Here is an 18,102-nt window from a genome sequence, read left to right as displayed (position 1 = left end):
CGTCCATCGGCAGTCTTGCCCCGGCGTCGGCCGGGGTCGGGGTCAGGCGACGATGATCCCCGCGTCCCCCAGCGCGCCGTGCAGCCGCGCGAAGGTCTCCGAGCTTTCCATCGCCTCGTCCTTGCGCTGGCTGAGCAGCTCGTCCAGCGGCTCGGCGAGCTCGATGGCCGAGTCGACGTCGGGATCGCTGCCGCGCCGGTAGGCGCCGATGCGGATCAGCTCCTCCATGTCGGCATAGCGCGCGGCGGCGCGCCGGGCGGCCTTGTAGATCGCGTATTCGTCCGGGTGGTGGCAGTCGGGCAGCATCCGCGAGATCGAGCGCAGCAGGTTCACCGCCGGGAAGCGGCCCTGCTCGGCGATCTTGCGATCGAGCACGATGTGCCCGTCCATGATCCCGCGCACCGCGTCGGCGATCGGGTCCTCCATGTCGCCGCCATCCACCAGCACGGTGTAGAGCGCGGTGATGTCCCCGGCGCTACCCGAGCCCGGCCCGGCGCGTTCCATCATCCGCGGCAGTTCGGCGAAGGTGGTGGGCGGGTAGCCCTTGGAGGTCGGCGGCTCGCCCCCGGCAAGGCCGATCTCGCGCTGCGCCATGGCGAAGCGGGTCACGCTGTCGATCAGCAGCAGCACCTGCTTGCCCTGGTCGCGGAAATGCTCGGCCACGGCGGTGGCGGTCCAGGCCGCCTGCCGGCGCATCAGCGGCGGCTCGTCCCCGGTCGAGACCACGACCACCGAACGCGCCATGCCGGCCTCGCCGAGATCCTCCTGCAGGAAGTCCTGCACCTCGCGCCCGCGCTCGCCGACGAGCCCCACGACGATCACGTCGGCCTGCGCGCCGCGGGCAAGCATGGCCATCATCGTCGACTTGCCGACGCCCGAGCCCGCAAAGACCCCCATGCGCTGGCCACGGCAGAGCGGGGTGAAGACGTCCATCACCTTGACCTTGGTGTTGAGCCGCTCGCCGACCCGGCGGCGCTCGAAGGCGGGTGGCGGCGCGGCGCGGATCTTGCGTGGTGTCTCGCCCTCGGGAAGGTGGCCCTTGCCGTCGAGCGGCTGGCCGAGCGCGTTCACCACGCGGCCGATCCAGGCGTCGTCGGGGCGGATCTCGGCGCCGCTGTGCGACACCTGCACCGGATCGCCGGTGCGCACCCCGTCCCAGCTGCCGAAGGGCAGGAGCCGCGTGCCCTGTCCGTCGATGCCCACGACCTCGGCGAGCACCGGCCCCTCGCGGCCCTGCACGAGGCAATGCGCGCCGATGCCCACGGCGCGCTCGAGCCCCGACACCGTCAGCACCAGACCCAGCGCGGATTTCACCTCGCCGGTTATGCTTGACCTTTCAATGGTCCTGGTAAGGCTTGAAAGCTCCGAAAACGCGGTGTGCATGGTCACTATCCATTGATGTGTCCGTTTTATCCATGCTATCCTTGATTTGATCGAAAGGGAACTCTTCATGAAACTTGATGGTATGTCCTTTTTCCAGCTGGCCTCCGACCGCATGACGTGGCTCGGGGCTCGGCAAGGTGTGATTTCAGAGAACATCGCCAACGCGGATACGCCTGATTACAAGGCCCGCGAGGTGAACGACTTCGCCGAGGCCCTCGAGGGGCAGCGCGCCATGAACGGCCTTTCGGTCACCAACGCGCAGCACATCCAGAGCGGCCACACCACCCCCGACGGGGTGCGAATCGAGCGGGACGAGAATGCCTGGGAAGCCAGCATCGACGGCAACACCGTGTCGGTCGAGCAGCAGACCATCAAGGCGGCGGAAGTCGCCGGCAGCTACCGGCTGGCCGCCGAGCTGTATCGAAAGGGCCACACCCTGTTGACCGTCGCGGTCACCGGCATCCGCTGAGAGGACCGAAGATGGATCCGCTGAAATCCGTATTGAGCGTCGCCGCCAGCGGCATGCGTGCCCAGGGCGAGCGGCTGAAGGTCGTCTCGGAGAACGTCGCCAACGCCAGCTCGACCGGCAACACCGAGGGCGGCGATCCCTACCGCCGCAAGGTGATCTCCTTCGAGGAGTTGATCGACCGCGAGACCGGCGCCTCGATGGTGGGCGTCTCGGACGTGTCCCGCGACGATGCCGAGTTCGAACTGCGCTACGACCCGTCGCACCCGGCCGCCAACCAGGACGGCTTCGTGAAGGTGTCGAACGTGAAGACCATCCTCGAGCTGGCCAACATGCGCGAGGCCTCGCGCAGCTACCAGGCCAACCTGAACATGTTCGAGACCGGGCGCACCATGCGCTCGCAACTCCTCGACCTGCTGAAATAGGACTTTGAAGAATGGCGGGACCCTCCTCGCTCCTATCGCTGAACACCGCCAGCGGCGCCTATCGCGCGTCGCGCGACATGGTCGCCGAACAGGTTCCGACCATCGCCCCGGACCGCACCGAGCGCCCCAGCTTCTCGGACATGGTGGCCAAGGCCGGCGCCGACACGGTGCAGACCATCCGCGAGGCCGAGGCCGTGGCGCAGAACGGCCTGCGCGGCAACGCCGACACGCAGCAGGTGGTGCTGGCCACGCTCGAGCTCGAAACCACGGTGAACACCGCCGTTGCGGTGCGCGACAAGCTGGTCGAGGCCTACCAGGAAATCATGCGCATGCCGGTCTGATCCGGCTGAGGGGGGCAGGGTGACCGAAGCCGATACGCATACGATCCTGTCGGAAGCCTTCCTGACCGTGCTCTACGCATCCGGCCCGATCATGGCGATCGCGCTGATCATCGGTCTGACCGTGGCCTTCTTCCAGGCGCTGACGCAGATCCAGGAGATGACCCTGACCTTCGTGCCGAAGATCGTGGCGATCCTGCTCGGCCTGCTGGCGCTCCTGCCCTTCATGTACGCGATGGTGAAGCGCCTGTCCGACACGGTGTTCGACCTGATCATCAACGGGGCCTTCTGATGCGCGGGCTGCGGGTCACCCTCCTTGCCCTCGCCGCGCTCCTCGCGCCGGGGCAGCACGCAAGCGCCGACTGGAGCGATTTCTACCGCCCGACGCCGCGCGAGGCCGAGCCGGTGCCCGAGCTGCGCAGCACCGGCACACCCTCGGGTGTCTGCATCCGCGAGATCCTGCGCGCGCAGCTGCGCCACCAGATCCCCGGCAACCTGCTTCTGGGCATCGGCCTGCAGGAATCGGGCATGATGCACGAGGGCGAGCTGACCATCTGGCCCTGGACCGCGAATGCCGACGGCGACGGGCGCTACTTCAACAACCCCGAGACCGCCGCCAGCTGGGTGCGCGCCCGCAAGGCCGACGGGGTCACATCCATCGACGTCGGCTGCATGCAGGTGAACCTGCGGTGGCATCCCGACGCCTTCGTCTCGCTCGAGCACGGGTTCGACCCGGCGCGCAACGTCGACTACGCGGCGCGGCTGCTGGTCTCGCTCTACGAGCAGACCGGCGACTGGGTCGAGGCGGCCGGGCGCTACCACTCGGCGACCCCCGAATACCAGCAGGTCTACCTCGCGCGGCTCAAGCAGAATGTGACCATCGCCAATGACCGGCTTGACATCTTCCGAATGCTGGCTGCCGGGGACGGAGGCGCCGCGGAGGCGCCGGTCGCCGTGGCTGTCGCCGAGCCGCTGCCCGAGGGGCATTTCTGGACCTCCTGGCTGACCACGCGCAGCGGCGCCGCCGACGAGGGCGCCCGCAGCCTCTATGGGCGCGAGGTGATGCAACCCGTGCTGCCCGCCTTCCGAAAGATGTTCTGATGGCCGTGACCGATCCCTTCACCACCTCGCGCAAGCGCCCCAACCTGATGAGCAAGGGGCTGGCGAACCGCGACGTGGGTTTCGCCATCGGCGTGACGCTGATGCTCGGCATGCTCTTCGTGCCGCTGCCGCCGATCATCCTCGACCTTGGTCTCGCGGTGTCGCTCTCGGTCTCGGTGCTGATCCTGATGGTGGCGCTGTGGATCCCGAGGCCGCTCGACTTCAACTCCTTCCCGACGCTGCTACTGGTCGTCACCATGCTGCGCCTGTCGCTCAACGTCGCCTCGACCCGGCTGATCCTGTCCGAGGGCCACACCGGCCCCGGCGCGGCTGGCGGGGTGATCGAGGGCTTCTCGCGCTTCATCGTGGGCGGCAACTACATCATCGGCATCGTGGTCTTCATCATTCTGGTGGTGATCAACTTCGTGGTGATCACCAAGGGTTCGACCCGGATCGCCGAGGTCTCGGCCCGCTTCTCGCTGGACTCGATGCCCGGCAAGCAGATGGCCATCGACGCCGATCTCGGCGCCGGGCTGATCGACGAGCAGCAGGCCCGGTCCCGCCGCAAGGAGCTCGAGGACGAGAGCGGCTTCTTCGGGGCGATGGACGGTGCGTCGAAGTTCGTGCGCGGCGACGCGGTGGCGGGGATCATCATCACGCTGATCAACGTCATCGGCGGGATGCTCATCGGCGTTGCGCAGCACGGGCTGTCGGTCTCCGAGGCGGCGAATTTCTACACGGTGCTGACCATCGGCGACGGGCTCGTCTCGCAGATCCCGGCGCTGGTGGTCTCGCTGGCCGCGGGCCTCATCGTCACCAAGGGCGGCACCGAGGGCGCGGCCAATGAGGCGGTGCTGGGGCAGCTGTCGAAATTCCCCAAGGCGCTGTTCATGGCGGCGGTGCTGCTCTTCTGCATCGGCCTGCTGCCCGGCTTCCCGACGCTGGTCTTCACCGCGCTCGCGGCGCTCATGGTGTTCCTCGGGATCACCGTGCAGCGCGGCGCCGACGAGGCCAGCCGCACCGCCGCGCGCGAGGAGATGGTCCGCCAGAAGGCCGAGGCCGCCCCGGCCGAGGACAGCATCAAGGAGACGCTGAAGCTCGACACGCTGCGGCTCGACCTCGGGCAGGCGCTGGTGCCGCTGATCTCGAGCCCCGACGCGGCGCTGGCGGGCAAGATCAAGAGCCTGCGCGGCCTCTTCGCGCGCGAATTCGGCTTCGTGCTGCCGACGGTGCGGATCAAGGACGAGCCGATGCTGCCCTCGCAGAGCTACGCGCTGATGGTGCAGGGGGTCGAGGTCGCCCGCGGCGAAGTGCGACCGACCGGCATGATGGTGGTCAACCCCGGCGACTGCGGCCTCAAGGGCGAGAAGGGCAAGGATCCGACCTTCGGCCTCGACGCGCTCTGGGTGGACCCGCAGACCGCCAAGACCGCCGAGGGCATGGGCCTCACCGTGGTGGACCCGGAAAGCGTGATCATCACCCACCTCACCGAGGTGGTGAAGGAGCACCTGCCCGAGCTTATGACCTACGGCGCGACGCAGGATCTGATCGAGGAGCTCGACCGCGAGTACCAGAAGCTCGCCAAGGAGATCCCCGGCAACGCGCCCATGGTGCTGATCCAGCAGGTGCTTCAGGGGCTGCTGGCCGAGCGCGTCTCGGTGCGCAACCTACCGCTGATCATCGAGGCGATCGCCGAGGCCAAGCGCGGCACCTCGAGCGTCACGCAGATCACCGAGCAGGTGCGCCGCCGCCTCGCCAACCAGATCTGCAAGTCGCTGGCCGACGGCTCGGGCTTCATCTCGGTGATCACCATGGGCGGCGCCTGGGAGAAGGAGTTCCTCGAGTCGCTTCGGGTCAGCGGCGACGAGCGCAACTTCGTCATGTCGCCGCAGCGGGTGCAGGACTTCGTGCTGCAGGCCCGGCGCGAGATCCAGCAGTTCGCAGAACGCGACGAATGGCCCGCGCTGCTGGTCAGCCCCGAGGTGCGCAGCTTCGTGCGCTCGATGCTGGAACGGGTGAGCCCGATGACCACCGTGCTGTCGCACAACGAGATCCACCGCAAGGCGGCGCTTCGCACCGTCGCGACCATCGGCAAGTAAATGAACATCCCGGCGCTGATCACCGTCCAGTTCCTCGGGGTGGCGCTGGTCTTTGCCCGGATCGGCGGCATCGTCATGTTCATGCCCGGCTTCGGCGAGACGCTGTTCCCGGTGCGCTACCGGCTGGCGATGGCCCTCGTCCTGTCGCTGGCGCTCTTCCCGCTGGCCCCGCTCGGGCCGGTCGATTTCGACGATACCGCCGCCTTCATCGCGATCCTCGCCATCGAACTGACACTGGGGGTCTGGATCGGCGTGAGCGCGCGGATCCTGATGACCGGGCTGCAGTTCGCCGGCTACCAGATCGGCACGATCGCCGGGCTCGCCAACGCCTTCTCGCCCAGCCTCGGCTCGTTCGAGGGCGCAAACCTCGTCTCGACCGCGCTGATGATGGCGGCGGTGGCGGTGATCTTTGCCACCGACCTGCACCACGCGATCATCGGCGCGATGGTGATGAGCTACGACGTCTTCCCGCCGGGACGCATCCTGACCGGCGATCTTGCGCAGCAGATCGTCAAGGCGGTGAGCGCGAGCTTCTACATGGGCCTGTCGATCGCCGCGCCCTTCTTCGTCATGGGGCTGCTGCTCAACCTCGCCATGGGCCTGACGGCGCGGATGATGCCCTCGCTGCCGGTCTTCTTCGTCGCGGGCTCGGTGCTCATCGCCGCCGGGCTGTTGGTGCTCGTGATGGCGGTTCCGATGATGCTGCGCGAGTTCGCCGAGCGGTTCGCCGAGTGGCTCGGCCTGCTGGTCTTCTGAGGACGGGGCATCATGGCCGACGATCAGGACAAGGACAGCAAGACCGAAGAGCCGACAGAGCGAAAGCTCCGAAGGGCCCGCGAGAAGGGCGAGGTCCCGAGTTCGCGCGAGGTCGGCAACGTCACCGCCGTGCTCTCGCTCTTCGCCATCGCCGCCTTCGTGATGCCCGGCGTCTCGGCGCCGCTTGCCGGCGTGCTGCGCGGGGTCTTCGAGACCGCGGGACAGTTCACCGTCGGCGAGGACGTGCAGGGGATGCGCGACATCGGCGGCGTGACCTGGGGCGTGATGCGCGGCGTCGGCATCCTGCTTGCGCCGCTGCTGATCCTGATGCTGCTCGGCGCGGTGGCCGGGGTGGTGCTGCAGGGCGACATCGTCATGGCCATCGAACGCATCCGGCCGAAACCGGAAAAACTCTCGCCTCTGGCGGGCTTCAAGAAGATCTTCTCCGTGCCCGCCCTGGTGGAATTCGTGAAGAGCATGCTGAAGGTGCTGACGGTTGGCACGATCGGCATCTGGATCACCTATCACGGGGTGCGCGACATCTGGCAGGTGCAGGGGCTGCTGCCCGAGATGCTGACCGAGTTCGCCCGGCGCACCGCCTCGCGCATGCTGCTGGTGGTTCTGGTGCTGCTGGTGGCGGTCGCGGTGGCCGACGTGCTGTGGAAGCGCTTCGAATACCGGCGCAACCAGCGCATGTCGCTGCAGGAGGTCAAGGACGAGCACAAGGACACCGAGGGCGATCCGCAGATTCGCGTCCGCCGGATGCAGCTGCGCCGGGAACGGGCGCGCCAACGCATCGCCACCGCCGTGCCGCGCGCGACCGTGGTGCTGACCAACCCGACCCATTTCGCGGTGGCGCTGAAATACGAGAGCGGCGTCGATCTCGCGCCGGTCTGCGTGGCCAAGGGTGCCGACCTGCTGGCCGCGCGGATCCGCGAGCTCGCGCGCGAGGCCGAGGTGCCGATCATCGAGAACAAGCCGCTGGCCCGCGCCCTGCACGACGTGGCCGAGGTCGACAAGCAGATCCCGGTGCAGCACTGGGAGGCTGTCGCCGCGATCATCGGCTACGTCATGGACATGCAGCGCAACATCAAGCGCCCGCTGCCCGAAGGCTCGAGCCTGCGCGAGGAGGACTGATCCGCCGCTTCGGCAGGCGGGGTCCCGGGGGCACCGGCACGGGGCCGCGCACGGGCCCGGCGCGGCGTGGAAATCAGGCGAAATCCGCGATAGGGCAGGGGCGCGCACCGCGGCTCCGGACTGCGGCACCGCGACTGTAGACCTTTGTATGCAGAACGGCTAAAGGGGGCCAGACCCCCAGGGAAAGGCATCGCATCATGGCTGAGAACAACACTCCTGACATCGTTTACACCAAGGTCGACGAAGCGCCCGAGCTTGCCTCGGCCTCGCTGCTTCCGATCATCCGCAGCTTTGCCGCCGCTGCCGGCGTGTCGGTCGGCACCAAGGACATCTCGCTCGCGGGCCGCATCCTCGCGACCTTCCCCGAGGCTCTGACCGAGGCGCAGCGCCAGTCGGACGACCTCGCCTGGCTCGGCGAGTGGGTGAAGACCCCGGAAGCCAACGTCATCAAGCTGCCGAACATCTCGGCCTCGGTGCCGCAGCTGGTGGCCGCGATCAAGGAACTGCAGGGCCAGGGCTACGCGCTGCCCGACTACCCCGAGGCCGCCTCGAGTGACGCGGAAAAGGCGATCCAGGCCAAGTACGACGCGATCAAGGGTTCGGCCGTGAACCCGGTGCTGCGCGAGGGCAACTCGGACCGCCGCGCCGCCGTCGCGGTGAAGAAATTCGCGCAGTCGAACCCGCACCGCATGGGCGAGTGGACCGCTGACAGCAAGACCCGCGTCGCGGCGATGGACGGCGGCGACTTCTTCTCGAACGAGGTTTCGGCCACGCTCGACAAGGCAGCGACCGCGAAGATCGTGCTCGAGACCGCGGCTGGCGAGACCGTGCTGAAGTCGGGCGTCTCCTACCCCGCGGGCACCGTGGTCGACGCCACCTTCATGAGCGCCGCCAAGCTGGGCGCCTTCCTCGAGAACGAGATCGCCAGGACCAAGGAAGAAGGCACGCTCTTCTCGCTGCACATGAAGGCGACGATGATGAAGGTCTCGGACCCGATCATCTTCGGCCACGCGGTGAAGGCCTGGCTGAAGCCGGTGTTCGAGAAGTTCGGCGACGAGATGAAGGCGCTTGGCGTCAACCCGAACTCGGGCCTCGGCGACCTGCTGGCCCGCGTGAAGGACAATGCCGCGATCATGGCCGCGATCGAGGAAGTGACCGCCGCACGCCCGCCGATGTACATGGTGAACTCGGACAAGGGCATCACCAACCTGCACGTCCCCTCGGACGTCATCATCGACGCCTCGATGCCCGCGCTGATCCGCGCCGGCGGCAAGGGCTGGGGCCCGGACGGCAAGGAAGCGGACACCAACTGCGTGATCCCCGACAACTCCTACGCCCCGGTCTATGACGCGACGATCGAGTTCTTCAAGGCGAACGGCAAGCTGAACCCGGCGACTGCCGGCACCGTGCAGAACATCGGCCTGATGGCGCAGAAGGCGGAAGAGTACGGCTCGCACCCGACCACCTTCGAGATCGCCGAGGCCGGCACGGTCAAGATGATCCTCGACGACGGCACCGTGCTGCACTCGCACGCCGTCGAGGCGGGCGACATCTGGCGCTCGGCCTCGGCCCGCAAGGCGCCGATCGAGGACTGGGTGAACCTCGCCATCGACCGTCAGAAGGCCACCGGCTTCCGCGCGATCTTCTGGCTCGACGCGAACCGCGCCCATGACGCCGAGCTGATCGCCTACGTGAAGCCGATCCTCGAGGCGAAGGGCGTTGCGGACAAGTTCGAGATCATGGCCCCGCGCGAAGCCACCATTGCCTCGCTCGAGACCATCACCAAGGGTGAGGACACGATCGCGATCACCGGCAACGTGCTGCGCGACTACCTGACCGACCTCTTCCCGATCCTCGAGCTGGCCACCTCGGCCAAGATGCTCTCGATCGTGAAGCTGATGAACGGCGGCGGCCTCTTCGAGACTGGTGCCGGCGGCTCGGCTCCGAAGCACGTGCAGCAGCTGGTGGAAGAGAACCACCTGCGCTGGGACAGCCTCGGCGAGTTCTGCGCCCTCGGCGAGAGCTTCAAGTTCCTCGCCGACCAGAAGGGCAACGAGAAGGCGCGGGTGCTGGGCGATGCGGTGGACGCCGCGACGCAGGGCATCCTCGACCACGACCGTTCGCCCTCGCGCAAGGTGGGTGAGCCCGACAACCGCGACAGCCACTACTGGTTCGCCCGCTACTGGGCAGAGGCCCTTGCCGCGCAGTCGACCGACGCCGATCTCGCCGCGCATTTCGCGCCCATCGCCAAGGCGCTGGCCGACGGCGAGGCAGCCATCGTCGCCGAACTGGCGGCGGTGCAGGGCAAGCCGGCCGACCTCGGCGGCTACTACCACTCCGACGAGGCCAAGACCGCCGGCGTGATGCGCCCCTCGGCGACGCTGAACGGCATCCTCGGCTGATCCCGGTCCAGCCGACGTGACACGCGCCCCCGGCCGACACGGCCGGGGGCGTTTTCGTTCCGGATGGGGTGAAGCGCCCCGATCTGGCGGCATGATCCGTGGCGGCGCGCCCAGGACGGTCGTCGGGCAGTGATTTTTCCACAGTCACCCACCGCAGAAAGTAGGTGGTCTGCGGCGAACCACTTCATGTAGTGGTCGGGTGGAAAAATAGAAAATTACTCAGCATTAACAGCATTTTAAGGATCGCTCAGGAACACTGAATCTGTGTCGGGACAGGTGATTCTGTCTTGCTTTCGCGGGTGCGAATTAGGGCTCTCTGAGTCGTTCTCGCGCTGGTTGCATCGCGGAAATCCACAGTCTGTGGAAAAAATATGGCAGAACAGGGGCTTGTGAAAAACTTGCCCCGGCGCTGCAGAATTCCGCTTCCGAGGCGGGAATTCCCGCTATCCTGAAAGGGCCTGGAGGCGCTGCCACGCCTGTGAAAAGGGAGACATTTTTCTTCTCGTGGTATCGTCGCGCCCGCTTTTTTGGGCGGCGAGTTTCGTTCGGGTGACTGGGAGTGCCTTTGGGCGGAAGTTTCCTTTTGCTTGTTTATCCATGAGCGACACCCGAAGAAATTCTTCGGGTGTCTATTTTTGTGCCGGGCGGTTTCTCGACGCGGCGAGGCCCGGACCGGCGCCGCCCGCGCCAGCGCTTGATCGGACCGCGCCGAGGATATACATTTGTCGCGTGTATATCTTGATGCGGAGGTGTCCGATGCAAATCTCGAAATGGGGCAATTCCCTCGCGGTGCGCCTGCCCGCCGACCTCGTGCGCGAACTCGGTCTCAAGGAGGGCGACCGGATCGACCTGCATCCCGACACGCGCGGCCTTGCCGTGCGCCGGGCCGAGCGGCCCGAGGACATCCTCGCCGGGCTGCGCCGCTTCCGCGGCCGCATGGCCGAAGGCGGGCCCCTGTCGCGCGACGAGGCCAACGCGCGCTGATCCATGGGCGGCGATTTCTTCGACACCAACGTGATCCTCTACCTGCTGGGCGAGGGGCCGAAGGCGGACCGCGCCGAGGCGCTGCTGCGGCAGGGCGGGGTGATCAGCGTGCAGGTTCTCAACGAGGCGCTGGTCAACTGCCTGCGCAAGGCGCGGTTGAGCGCTGACGAGGCCGCAGACTTCCTCGGCGGGATCAGGGCGCTCTGCGAGACCGTGCCGCTGACGGTGGAAACCCATGACATCGGCCGGGCGCTCGGCCAGCGCTACGGCTTCTCGGTCTACGACTCGATGATCGTCGCCGCGGCGCTGCTCGCGGGCTGCGACACGCTCTGGTCCGAGGACATGCACAACGGGCTGCTGGTCGAAGACAGCCTGCGCATCCGCAACCCCTTCGCCGCCTAGCCGGAAGCCGGGCACACGCTGCCGCGCTCGACCAGCCGCACCGGCAGTTCGCGCAGCAGGGGCTCGGCCCAGGCGGGCAGGGCGATCGCCTCCATCGTGGCGCGGGTGAGATCCTCGAGCGACTGGCTGACCGTGGTCAACCCATGCGACGACCAGGCCGAGATCGGCGCGTCGTCGAAGCCGATCACCGACAGATCCTCGGGCACCCGCAGCCCCAGCTCGAACCGCGCCGTGTTGAGCACGCCGAGCGCGATCTCGTCGGTCACCCCGAAGATGCCGTCGATGCCCGGCCCGCGCAGCAGCGCCCGCGCCGCCTGCACGCCCGTCTCGTAGCTGTTCGGCCCGTCCGCCCAGCGGGTGACGGGGATGCCGCGCAGCGCCATCTCGCTGCAGAAGGCCTCGGCCCGCTCGGTCTTGGCCGAGGTGCGCGAACCCGAGATCACCACCGCGACGCTCCGGCAGCCCGCAAGCGCCAGCCGCTCCGCCGCGAGCCGCCCGCCGCGGGCGCTGTCGACGAGGATCAGGTCGGCCCGCGCGCCTTCGGGCGGGCGCGGGCGGTTGATCAGCACCATGCGCGCGCCATTCTGGGCGCAGAGCCGGATCAGCGCGTCGGGCGCGGCGCCCGAGAGCAGCACCACGGTCCGCACCCGGTAGTCGAGCAGGCGCTCGAGATCCGCCTCGACCCCGCCCGCGCTGTTCATCAGCAGGCATTGCAGGCGGCGCGCATGCAGCGCCTTCGACAGCGCATCGAGCTGCGCCGAGATATAGGGGTTGGAGAAGTTGCCGCCGACCACGCCCACGATGTCCGACCTGTCCTGGTGCAGCGCGCGGGCAAGGCGGTTCACCCGGTAGCCCAGCTCCTCGGCCGCCGCGAGGATGCGGGCGCGGGCCTGGTCCGAGACCTGCGCGCCGGGGGTGAAGGCCCGCGAGACCGCCGAGCGCGACACCCCGGCCAGCCGCGCCACGTCGGCGGCAGAGACGAAGCGGCCCCGGGGCGGGCCGATCGGCGGGCGCGGCGGCCTCATCGCGCGCAGAGCCCGCGGTCCAGAACCTCGCGGGCGAGGTCGAGCATCGGGGGAAGCGGGTAGGTGCCCTCCAGCCCGCGAAGCGCGCGCAGATGCGCCAGCGCATCGTCGAGGCTGGGGAAGGCTTCGGCGCGGCGCAGGTGCAGCCAGAGCGCCAGCACGGTCACCGACCGTGAGCGCCCGCCGCGGCAATGCACCAGCAGCCCGCCGCGCGCATGGGCGGGATAATGCGGCTTGCCCGGCGTGTAGCGGGCCGCGAGCCCGTCGATCAGCAGCACGGCGGCGGCCAGCGTCTCGGGCGCATTGCCCGGCCCGTCGAGAAGGCCGATCTGGTAGCGCCGCACATGGCTGCCGCCGGGCAGGGTGAGAGGGCCGGGAAAGATGTTCATCGCGAGGTTGAGGCTTGCGCTGATCCCCGCCTCGGCCAGCGCGCGCGGGTCCTCGGCGGCGGGCAGGTTGCCGAGCCAGAGCGCGTCGAGGCCCGGGCCGGGTCCGCTGGCGGCCTGCCAGAGCAGCGGGCGGGCGTCCTCGCGGGCCTCGGTATCGGGCACGGCGGAGGGAAGGTGATGGCGGATCATGGCTCAGACCTCGAGGCTGGAGCACTGCCGCAGGCGCGGGCCGAGCGCGGCGGCGAGCAGGGGGGCGGTGGAGAGATCGACGAAGGCGGGCAGCACGCGCTCGGCCCGGGTCGTCTCGGCAAGGGCGAGAAGGTCGGACCGCCGCGGGTGGACGTTCCAGCCCATCCAGCGCGCCCGCCCCTCGGCGATCATCGCATGGGCGGGGCTGGTGCGCGGGACATGCCCGGAGAAGACGAAGCGGAAGCCGGGGCGGTCGCGCAGCGCGGCGGGCAGGCCATGCTCGGCGTTCGGCCCGTCGGCGACGATGACTTGCCGGGGTTCGGCACTTGCAGGGCAGGCGAGCGGAATGGCGGTGCCGGTCAGGCGCAGCGTCTCTGCCGCGATCTGCGGGCAGGCGCGCACCTCAAGCCCCGCCGCGCTCAGTGCCGCCACCATGTCGGGTCCCCGCCCGTCGGCGGGGCAGGGCAGCACCGCGCCGCCGCGCGCCGCTTCGGCCAACGCCGCGATCTGGGCGGCGAGCGCCTCGTCGCGGTCGCCGTAGGAGGCATCGGCGAGCACCGTCGCGCTGCGCGGAAAGGGATCGCAGGGCAGCAGCGGCGCCTCGGTGCTGAAGTCGCCGGTGTAGAGAAACCCGCCCCGCAGCGTGGCAAAGCGCATCCAGATGCCACCGGGTGCATGGCCCGAGCGCCCGGTCTCGAGCGCGACGCCAAGCACCTCGGCCCTGCCGCGCTCGGGCAGCACCACGCTGCGCGCGGGGCGCAGCGCCGGGGGCAGCTGGCGCAGGGTCTCGCGGGTGGCGAAGACCGGGGGACGGCCGATCTCGTCCAGCCGGCCCAGCGAGCCCACGTGATCGACGTGGGCATGGCTCAGCAGCACCGCGTCGATCCGGCCCGCGCGGCCGATGTCGGGGCGCTCGCCCGCCTCGAGCCCGCCGCCCATGTCGAGCAGCAGCCTGCGGCCCCCGGTCTCGAGCAGGAAGACGGCGGCGCTCTTGCGGCCGAGCCCGCTCAGGGCGGTCAGTCGCGCCATGGCAGCACCCCCTCGGGCAGGCGGCGGCCGAAGAGCAGCGAGAGCCCCATCAGCGCCAGCACCAGCAGCACCATCAGGCAGCCCACCGCGGCGGCAAGCGTGGACGAACCCGCCTCCTCGAGGAAGATGATCATCGGCCCGATCGTGGTGGCGCGCGAACTGACCAGCAGCACCGAGACCTGGATCTCGTTCACCGCCGTCATGAAGACGAGGATCGCGGCGGCCATGGTCGAGGGCGCGAGCGCCGGCAGCACGATGTCGCGCAGCCGGGCGAAGATGCCCGCCCCGGCCAATTGCGCCGCCTCGTCGAGCGCCCGGTCGATCTGCGCGTAGCCTCCGAGCACGGGGCGCAGCGCGAGGGCGAGGAAGTTCGAGAGGTAAGCCGCGAGGATCACCCAGACCGTGCCGTAGAGCCCGGTGCCGAGAAAGGGCAGCGGGCGCAGGAAGAAGAGGATCATGGCGACCCCGATGATGATGCCAGGCAGCGCGTAGGCAAGCTCGGAGGCGAGCCGAAGCAGCCGCGCCAGCCAACCGCGCCGCCAGCTGAGGACGTAGCCGAGCGCGACCGCCACCGGGACCAGCACCGCGACGGTCAGCAGGGTGAGCCAGAGCGAGGTCAGGAAGGCCGAGCGGATGCCCGCGTGGTGAAAGAGCGCGTTGGCGAAATTCTCGAAGGTGATGGTCTCGGCGCTCAGCGGCAGGCCGTAGCCGCGCACCAGCGCCGTGCCGAGCAGCGCCGAGAGCGGCAGCACCGGGCAGAGGGCAAGGTAGAGCCAGGCCAGCGCCGTGACGGGAAGCCGCCAGCCGCCGAGCGCCATGCGCGGCGGGCGCTGCGCCGCGTCGACGCGCTGGTCTCCGCGCCGCCCGAGCCAGGCGGTGAGCGCCATGCCGAACACCGTCAGCAGGGCAAGCAGCAGCGCCAGCAGCGCCATGTCGTTCAGCGCAGAGGGGCCGTAGGAGTTGAGCCGCTGGTAGATCAGCGTGATCAGCGTCGGCACGCGCGCGGGAATGCCGAGCATCGCCTGGATGCCGAAATTGCCGATCGACGAGACGAAGGCCAGCGCCGCCCCGGCGAAGATGCCGCCGCGGACCAGCGGCAGGATGATGTCGCGGGTGACCTCGCGGGCACCGGCGCCGTTCGACCGCGCCGCCTCGACCAGAGAGGCGGGCAGGCACTGCAGAGAGGCGCGCACCGACAGGAAGACCAGCGGGGCGTTGTAGAGCCCCAGCAGCAGGATGATGCCCGACATGGAATAGAGCGGGTGGCGCGTGCCGGGCGGCAGCGAAAGCCCGAGCGGGCCGAGGATCGGGCTTGCCGGAGAGAAGGCCTGCACCCATGCTATCGCGGTCACCTGCGGCGGGATCATCAGCGGCAGCACGAAGCCGAAGACCCAGAGCGTCCGCCGCCGCATGTCGGTCAGCGCGCTCAGCAGCGCGGCAAGCGTGCCGATCAGGGTGGCGAGCAGCGTCGCGGCGCCCGCAATCCAAAGCGTGTTGAGCGTCGCCTCGAGCACCCTGCGGCCGCCCAGAACCCCGGCGATGCGCGCGGCGTCGAAACCGCCCTGAGGGAAGAACGCGGCATAAGATAGCCGGGCCAGCGGCGCGACCGACAGCAGTCCGACGAAGAGCACCAGCGCCAGCATCAGCGCGCCTTCGCCGCCGAGGCTGCGCCGCAGCCGGCGCGCCCACGAGGGGCGCGCCGCTTGGTCTTGCACGAGGGTCACGCGATCAGAGCCCGAAGATCTCGGCAAAGCGCTTCGACACGGCCTCGTTGGTCTCGAGCGCGGCATCGACGTTGTAGCCGAGCAGCTTCATCTCCTCGATCTTCGGGAAGCCCGCGGGCCCCTCGACGCCCGGGAGGATCGGCAGGTAGCCCTGCGAGGCGGCGAGCTTCTGGCCCTCTTCGCTGAGCAGGAAGTCGATGAAGAGCCTGGCCTCGTCCGGGTGCTCGGTGGTGGCCATGATCGCCGCGGGCTCGGTGATGAAGCTGACGCCGTCCTCGGGGACGATGAAGTCGACGGGCGAGCCGTCGGCCTTGGCGGCCAGCGCGTTGCTGTCGACGATGATCGCGTATTTCGCCATGCCCGAGGCGACGGCCTTGGTCGCCGGGCCGTTGCCGCCCTCGGGGACGATGTCGAGATCATTGAGCCCCTCGTAGAACTCCCAGCCGATGCCCTCGGCACCGATCAGCGCGTGCAGGTGGTTCAGCGCGGCGCCCGAGTAGAGCGGCGAGGGCACGCCGATCATGCCGCGGTTCTCTTCCTTGATGAGGTCCATCCAGTGCGTCACCGGCTCGGCGATCTCGGTGTTGTAGGCGATGCCGGTGGTCAGCGCCTTGGTGCCGAAATAGGTCATGTCGGCGTCGTAGGTGGCGGCGTCATAGGCAGCGACCGGGGCATCGGCATAGGCCATGAGGTGCCCGCCGGCCTTCAGCTCGCCGAGGTTGATCACGTCGGCGACCAGCAGCACGTCGGGCTGCACCTGCCCGGCCTCGATCTCGGCGCGGATCACGTTCATCAGCGCCGAGGTGCCGTTGCGGGTCCACTCGACCTTGATGTCCGGGTGGGCGGCCTCGAAGGCGTCGACGGTCTGCTGCGCCTGCTCGGGCGCCTGGCTGGTGTAGAGCGTCAGCGTGGTTTCGGCGAAGGCGGCGCTGGAGAGCAGCATTGCTCCGAGGCTGAGGGAGAGAAGACGCATGTTCGGTATCCTTGCGGTTGCGTGTTCAGATTGGGTGGGAGGTGGCGGCGGGCTCGGGAATGACCCAGCCGTCGCGCAGGGCGAGCGAGACCCGCTGGCCGCGGCTCAGTGCGGCGGGCGCGGCGATGTTGACGCAGAGCGGCACGTCCCCGGCGGGACCGGCCATCACCTCGGCGCGCAGGTAGGCGCCGCGGTAGGTGGCGCGGGTGACGTTGCCGGGGATGCCGTCGGCGGCCTCGGTCAGCGCGAGGTCGCCGGGGTGGAAGGAGATCTTGGCGCGGCGCCGGGCGGCCTGCCCGGGCGCGCAGCGGAGCTCGATGCGCCGGCCAAGCAGCGAGGCGGCGGCGCGGCCATCGCCGAGCGGGCGGATGTCCTCGGCCTCGAGCACGCGGCCCTCGCCGATGAAGCCCGCGACCGTCTCGCTCTGCGGCTGGCTGAACAGCGCCTCGGGGCGGTCGAACTGCAGGATGCGGCCGCGGTCCATGACGGCGACGCGGTCGGCGAGGGCCAGCGCCTCGGCCTGGTCATGGGTGATGTAGAACATCGTCGCGCCCGAGCGGGCGTGGAAGGCGGCGAACTCCTCCTCGAGCGCGCCGCGCAGGTGCACGTCGAGGTTGGCCAGCGGTTCGTCCAGCAGCACGACGCGGCTTTCCATGGCAAGGCAGCGGGCAAGGGCGACGCGCTGGCGCTGGCCGCCCGAAAGCTCGGCGGGGCGGCGGCCTGCGAGCGAGCCAAGTTCGACCAGATCGAGCACGCGGGAGACGCGGGAATTTCTCTCGGATCTGGGAATGCCCGCGATCTTCAGCCCATAGGCGACGTTCTGCGCCACCGTCATGTGCGGCCAGAGCGCGTAGTTCTGGAACACCACGCCGATGCCGCGATGCTCGGGCGCGAGGTGGCGGCCGGGGGCGGAGACGGTTTCCCCGCCGATCGCGATCGACCCCGACTGCACCCGCTCGAACCCGGCGAGGCAGCGCAGCAGCGTGGTCTTGCCGCAGCCCGAGGGGCCAAGGACGGCGACGAATTCCCCCGCCTCGATGCTCAGCGAGACCTGCCGCAGAACCTGCGTCTGGCCGTAGCTCTTGTCGATCCCCGAGATGCGGATGTCGCTCATCGTCTGCCCCGTCGCCGTGCTGCACACGTGTGCAGCGTCGCGCCGATCTCTACGGGCCGGGTGCAACATCCGGGCGACAAGGCCATGACAGATCGGTGAAATCTGCCCCGGAAACGGAGGCGGCAAACGAAAACGGCGCCCGCAGGGGCGCCGTCCGGATCAGATC

The 18,102-nt window shown here is 69.1% G+C and carries 18 protein-coding genes; 11 read left to right on the top strand and 7 right to left on the bottom strand.

What is annotated here, in order from left to right:
* Positions 1–42 precede the first annotated feature (42 nt).
* Positions 43–1,383: a flagellar protein export ATPase FliI gene (gene fliI / locus PVT71_RS24085; RefSeq protein ID WP_353475665.1), complete on the bottom strand. Its 1,341-nt coding sequence runs from the start codon at positions 1,381–1,383 to the stop codon at positions 43–45.
* A gap of 67 nt (positions 1,384–1,450) precedes the next feature.
* On the opposite strand from fliI, the gene flgB reads away from it, so the two are divergent.
* From flgB to PVT71_RS24030, 11 genes are all read left to right on the top strand, one after another.
* On the top strand, positions 1,451–1,852 hold the full coding sequence (gene flgB / locus PVT71_RS24080; RefSeq protein WP_353475664.1) for a flagellar basal body rod protein FlgB: 402 nt from the start codon (positions 1,451–1,453) through the stop codon (positions 1,850–1,852).
* 11 nt (positions 1,853–1,863) lie between these two features.
* Positions 1,864–2,274 carry a flagellar basal body rod protein FlgC gene (gene flgC, locus PVT71_RS24075; RefSeq protein ID WP_353475663.1) on the top strand — a complete coding sequence of 137 codons (411 nt, stop codon included), beginning with the start codon at positions 1,864–1,866 and terminating at the stop codon, positions 2,272–2,274.
* Between the two features lie 11 nt (positions 2,275–2,285).
* Positions 2,286–2,615 carry a flagellar hook-basal body complex protein FliE gene (locus tag PVT71_RS24070; RefSeq protein ID WP_353475662.1) on the top strand — a complete coding sequence of 110 codons (330 nt, stop codon included), beginning with the start codon at positions 2,286–2,288 and terminating at the stop codon, positions 2,613–2,615.
* A 19-nt stretch (positions 2,616–2,634) separates the two neighbouring features.
* Positions 2,635–2,904 carry a flagellar biosynthetic protein FliQ gene (locus PVT71_RS24065; protein ID WP_353475661.1) on the top strand — a complete coding sequence of 90 codons (270 nt, stop codon included), beginning with the start codon at positions 2,635–2,637 and terminating at the stop codon, positions 2,902–2,904.
* A complete protein-coding gene (locus PVT71_RS24060; RefSeq protein WP_353475660.1) occupies positions 2,904–3,713 on the top strand; it encodes a lytic transglycosylase domain-containing protein in 810 nt (269 codons plus the stop codon). Before PVT71_RS24065 ends, PVT71_RS24060 begins: the two co-directional genes overlap by 1 nt.
* Complete coding sequence (flhA, locus tag PVT71_RS24055) at positions 3,713–5,812, top strand: flagellar biosynthesis protein FlhA (protein WP_353475659.1); 2,100 nt, start codon at positions 3,713–3,715, stop codon at positions 5,810–5,812. Before PVT71_RS24060 ends, flhA begins: the two co-directional genes overlap by 1 nt.
* The gene (locus PVT71_RS24050) at positions 5,813–6,568 is read left to right on the top strand and encodes a flagellar biosynthetic protein FliR (protein ID WP_353475658.1); all 756 of its coding nucleotides are present in this window, start codon (positions 5,813–5,815) and stop codon (positions 6,566–6,568) included. It begins immediately after the preceding gene.
* Between the two features lie 12 nt (positions 6,569–6,580).
* Entirely contained in the window at positions 6,581–7,705 is a 1,125-nt protein-coding gene (gene flhB / locus PVT71_RS24045) for a flagellar biosynthesis protein FlhB (protein ID WP_353475657.1), read from the top strand.
* 197 nt (positions 7,706–7,902) lie between these two features.
* The gene (locus PVT71_RS24040; RefSeq protein WP_353475656.1) at positions 7,903–10,107 is read left to right on the top strand and encodes an NADP-dependent isocitrate dehydrogenase; all 2,205 of its coding nucleotides are present in this window, start codon (positions 7,903–7,905) and stop codon (positions 10,105–10,107) included.
* Positions 10,108–10,863: 756 nt separating this feature from the next.
* Entirely contained in the window at positions 10,864–11,091 is a 228-nt protein-coding gene (locus tag PVT71_RS24035; RefSeq protein WP_353475655.1) for an AbrB/MazE/SpoVT family DNA-binding domain-containing protein, read from the top strand.
* A 3-nt stretch (positions 11,092–11,094) separates the two neighbouring features.
* On the top strand, positions 11,095–11,493 hold the full coding sequence (locus tag PVT71_RS24030) for a PIN domain-containing protein (protein WP_353475654.1): 399 nt from the start codon (positions 11,095–11,097) through the stop codon (positions 11,491–11,493).
* Here PVT71_RS24030 and PVT71_RS24025 read toward each other — a convergent pair.
* The 6 genes from PVT71_RS24025 to PVT71_RS24000 form a co-directional block, all read right to left on the bottom strand.
* Positions 11,490–12,518, bottom strand: coding sequence for a LacI family DNA-binding transcriptional regulator (locus PVT71_RS24025; RefSeq protein WP_353475653.1), 1,029 nt, complete (start codon positions 12,516–12,518; stop codon positions 11,490–11,492). The genes PVT71_RS24030 and PVT71_RS24025 overlap by 4 nt on opposite strands.
* Positions 12,515–13,096 carry a dual specificity protein phosphatase gene (locus tag PVT71_RS24020; RefSeq protein WP_353475652.1) on the bottom strand — a complete coding sequence of 194 codons (582 nt, stop codon included), beginning with the start codon at positions 13,094–13,096 and terminating at the stop codon, positions 12,515–12,517. Before PVT71_RS24020 ends, PVT71_RS24025 begins: the two co-directional genes overlap by 4 nt.
* A gap of 3 nt (positions 13,097–13,099) precedes the next feature.
* Positions 13,100–14,125 (bottom strand): MBL fold metallo-hydrolase, encoded by a 1,026-nt coding sequence (locus tag PVT71_RS24015; protein ID WP_353475651.1) that lies wholly within the window; start codon positions 14,123–14,125, stop codon positions 13,100–13,102.
* Complete coding sequence (locus tag PVT71_RS24010) at positions 14,113–15,768, bottom strand: iron ABC transporter permease (RefSeq protein WP_353475973.1); 1,656 nt, start codon at positions 15,766–15,768, stop codon at positions 14,113–14,115. The genes PVT71_RS24015 and PVT71_RS24010 overlap by 13 nt, the downstream gene beginning before the upstream one ends.
* Before the next feature lie 85 nt (positions 15,769–15,853).
* On the bottom strand, positions 15,854–16,822 hold the full coding sequence (locus PVT71_RS24005) for an ABC transporter substrate-binding protein (RefSeq protein ID WP_353475650.1): 969 nt from the start codon (positions 16,820–16,822) through the stop codon (positions 15,854–15,856).
* Between the two features lie 25 nt (positions 16,823–16,847).
* On the bottom strand, positions 16,848–17,936 hold the full coding sequence (locus PVT71_RS24000) for an ABC transporter ATP-binding protein (protein WP_353475649.1): 1,089 nt from the start codon (positions 17,934–17,936) through the stop codon (positions 16,848–16,850).
* Positions 17,937–18,102 lie beyond the last annotated feature (166 nt).

This window comes from Salipiger sp. H15, assembly GCF_040409955.1.
Taxonomy (GTDB): domain Bacteria; phylum Pseudomonadota; class Alphaproteobacteria; order Rhodobacterales; family Rhodobacteraceae; genus Salipiger.
The sequence above is the reverse complement of the archived record's forward strand: the minus strand, read 5'-3'. Positions and strand labels throughout refer to the sequence as shown.

Coding starts and splice junctions, on each gene's coding strand:
- fliI (WP_353475665.1), bottom strand. CDS start 1,383: ATGCACACCGCGTTTTCGGAGCTTTCAAGCCTTACCAGGACCATTGAA.
- flgB (WP_353475664.1), top strand. CDS start 1,451: ATGAAACTTGATGGTATGTCCTTTTTCCAGCTGGCCTCCGACCGCATG.
- flgC (WP_353475663.1), top strand. CDS start 1,864: ATGGATCCGCTGAAATCCGTATTGAGCGTCGCCGCCAGCGGCATGCGT.
- PVT71_RS24070 (WP_353475662.1), top strand. CDS start 2,286: ATGGCGGGACCCTCCTCGCTCCTATCGCTGAACACCGCCAGCGGCGCC.
- PVT71_RS24060 (WP_353475660.1), top strand. CDS start 2,904: ATGCGCGGGCTGCGGGTCACCCTCCTTGCCCTCGCCGCGCTCCTCGCG.
- flhA (WP_353475659.1), top strand. CDS start 3,713: ATGGCCGTGACCGATCCCTTCACCACCTCGCGCAAGCGCCCCAACCTG.
- PVT71_RS24050 (WP_353475658.1), top strand. CDS start 5,813: ATGAACATCCCGGCGCTGATCACCGTCCAGTTCCTCGGGGTGGCGCTG.
- flhB (WP_353475657.1), top strand. CDS start 6,581: ATGGCCGACGATCAGGACAAGGACAGCAAGACCGAAGAGCCGACAGAG.
- PVT71_RS24040 (WP_353475656.1), top strand. CDS start 7,903: ATGGCTGAGAACAACACTCCTGACATCGTTTACACCAAGGTCGACGAA.
- PVT71_RS24035 (WP_353475655.1), top strand. CDS start 10,864: ATGCAAATCTCGAAATGGGGCAATTCCCTCGCGGTGCGCCTGCCCGCC.
- PVT71_RS24030 (WP_353475654.1), top strand. CDS start 11,095: ATGGGCGGCGATTTCTTCGACACCAACGTGATCCTCTACCTGCTGGGC.
- PVT71_RS24025 (WP_353475653.1), bottom strand. CDS start 12,518: ATGAGGCCGCCGCGCCCGCCGATCGGCCCGCCCCGGGGCCGCTTCGTC.
- PVT71_RS24020 (WP_353475652.1), bottom strand. CDS start 13,096: ATGATCCGCCATCACCTTCCCTCCGCCGTGCCCGATACCGAGGCCCGC.
- PVT71_RS24015 (WP_353475651.1), bottom strand. CDS start 14,125: ATGGCGCGACTGACCGCCCTGAGCGGGCTCGGCCGCAAGAGCGCCGCC.
- PVT71_RS24010 (WP_353475973.1), bottom strand. CDS start 15,768: ATGCTGGCGCTGGTGCTCTTCGTCGGACTGCTGTCGGTCGCGCCGCTG.
- PVT71_RS24005 (WP_353475650.1), bottom strand. CDS start 16,822: ATGCGTCTTCTCTCCCTCAGCCTCGGAGCAATGCTGCTCTCCAGCGCC.
- PVT71_RS24000 (WP_353475649.1), bottom strand. CDS start 17,936: ATGAGCGACATCCGCATCTCGGGGATCGACAAGAGCTACGGCCAGACG.